Consider the following 1,048-nt stretch of genomic DNA (forward strand, 5'->3'; position numbering starts at 1 on the left):
GGCTTTGTTGAATAAATCGAACTTTTGCTGAGTTGAAGGATCAGATCACGCATCTTCCCGACAACGCAGACCGTTCCGTGGCAAAGCAAAAGTTCAAAATCACCAACTGGCCCACCTACAATAAAGCCCTCATCAACCGAGGATCCATAACTTTCTGGCTGGATGATGAAGCTATTCAGGCCTGGTATGAGTCAGCAACACCTTCTTCACGAGGCAGACCTCAGCGCTATTCTGACCTTGCCATCACGACTGTGCTGGTCATTAAACGCGTATTCAGGCTGACCCTGCGGGCTGCGCAGGGCTTTATTGATTCCATTTTTTCTCTGATGAACGTTCCGCTACGCTGCCCGGATTACAGCTGTGTCAGCAGGCGGGCAAAGTCGGTTAATGTCAGTTTCAAAACGCCCACCCGGGGTGAAATCGCACACCTGGTAATTGATTCCACCGGGCTGAAGGTCTTCGGTGAAGGCGAGTGGAAAGTCAAAAAGCATGGCCAGGAACGCCGCCGTATCTGGCGTAAGCTGCATCTCGCCGTTGACAGTAAAACACATGAAATCATCTGCGCTGACCTGTCGCTGAACAACGTTACGGACTCAGAGGCCTTCCCCGGGTTAATCCGGCAAACCCACCGGAAAATCAGGTCAGCCGCCGCCGATGGCGCTTACGATACCCGGCTATGTCACGATGAACTGCGGCGTAAGAAAATCAGCGCGCTTATCCCTCCCCGAAAAGGTGCGGGTTACTGGCCCGGTGAATATGCAGACCGTAACCGTGCAGTGGCTAATCAGCGAATGACCGGGAGTAATGCGCGGTGAAAATGGACAACAGATTACAACCGTCGCTCGATAGCGGAAACGGCGATGTACCGGGTAAAACAGCTGTTCGGGGGGTCACTGACGCTGCGTGACTACGATGGTCAGGTTGCGGAGGCTATGGGCCTGGTACGAGCGCTGAACAAAATGACGAAAGCAGGTATGCCTGAAAGCGTGCGTATTGCCTGAAAACACAACCCGCTACGGGGGAGACTTACCCGAAATCTGATTTATTC

Annotated in this window: 1 pseudogene; it reads left to right on the forward strand. The window is 53.0% G+C overall.

What is annotated here, in order from left to right:
* The first annotated feature begins 32 nt into the window (after window positions 1-32).
* Window positions 33-1,001, forward strand: a pseudogene (locus tag ACQUTI_RS26305) (IS5-like element IS903B family transposase).
* The last annotated feature ends 47 nt before the right edge of the window (window positions 1,002-1,048 follow it).

Source organism: Klebsiella sp. 7-CIP_Kleb. (genome assembly GCF_050378655.1).
GTDB lineage: Bacteria > Pseudomonadota > Gammaproteobacteria > Enterobacterales > Enterobacteriaceae > Klebsiella > Klebsiella quasipneumoniae.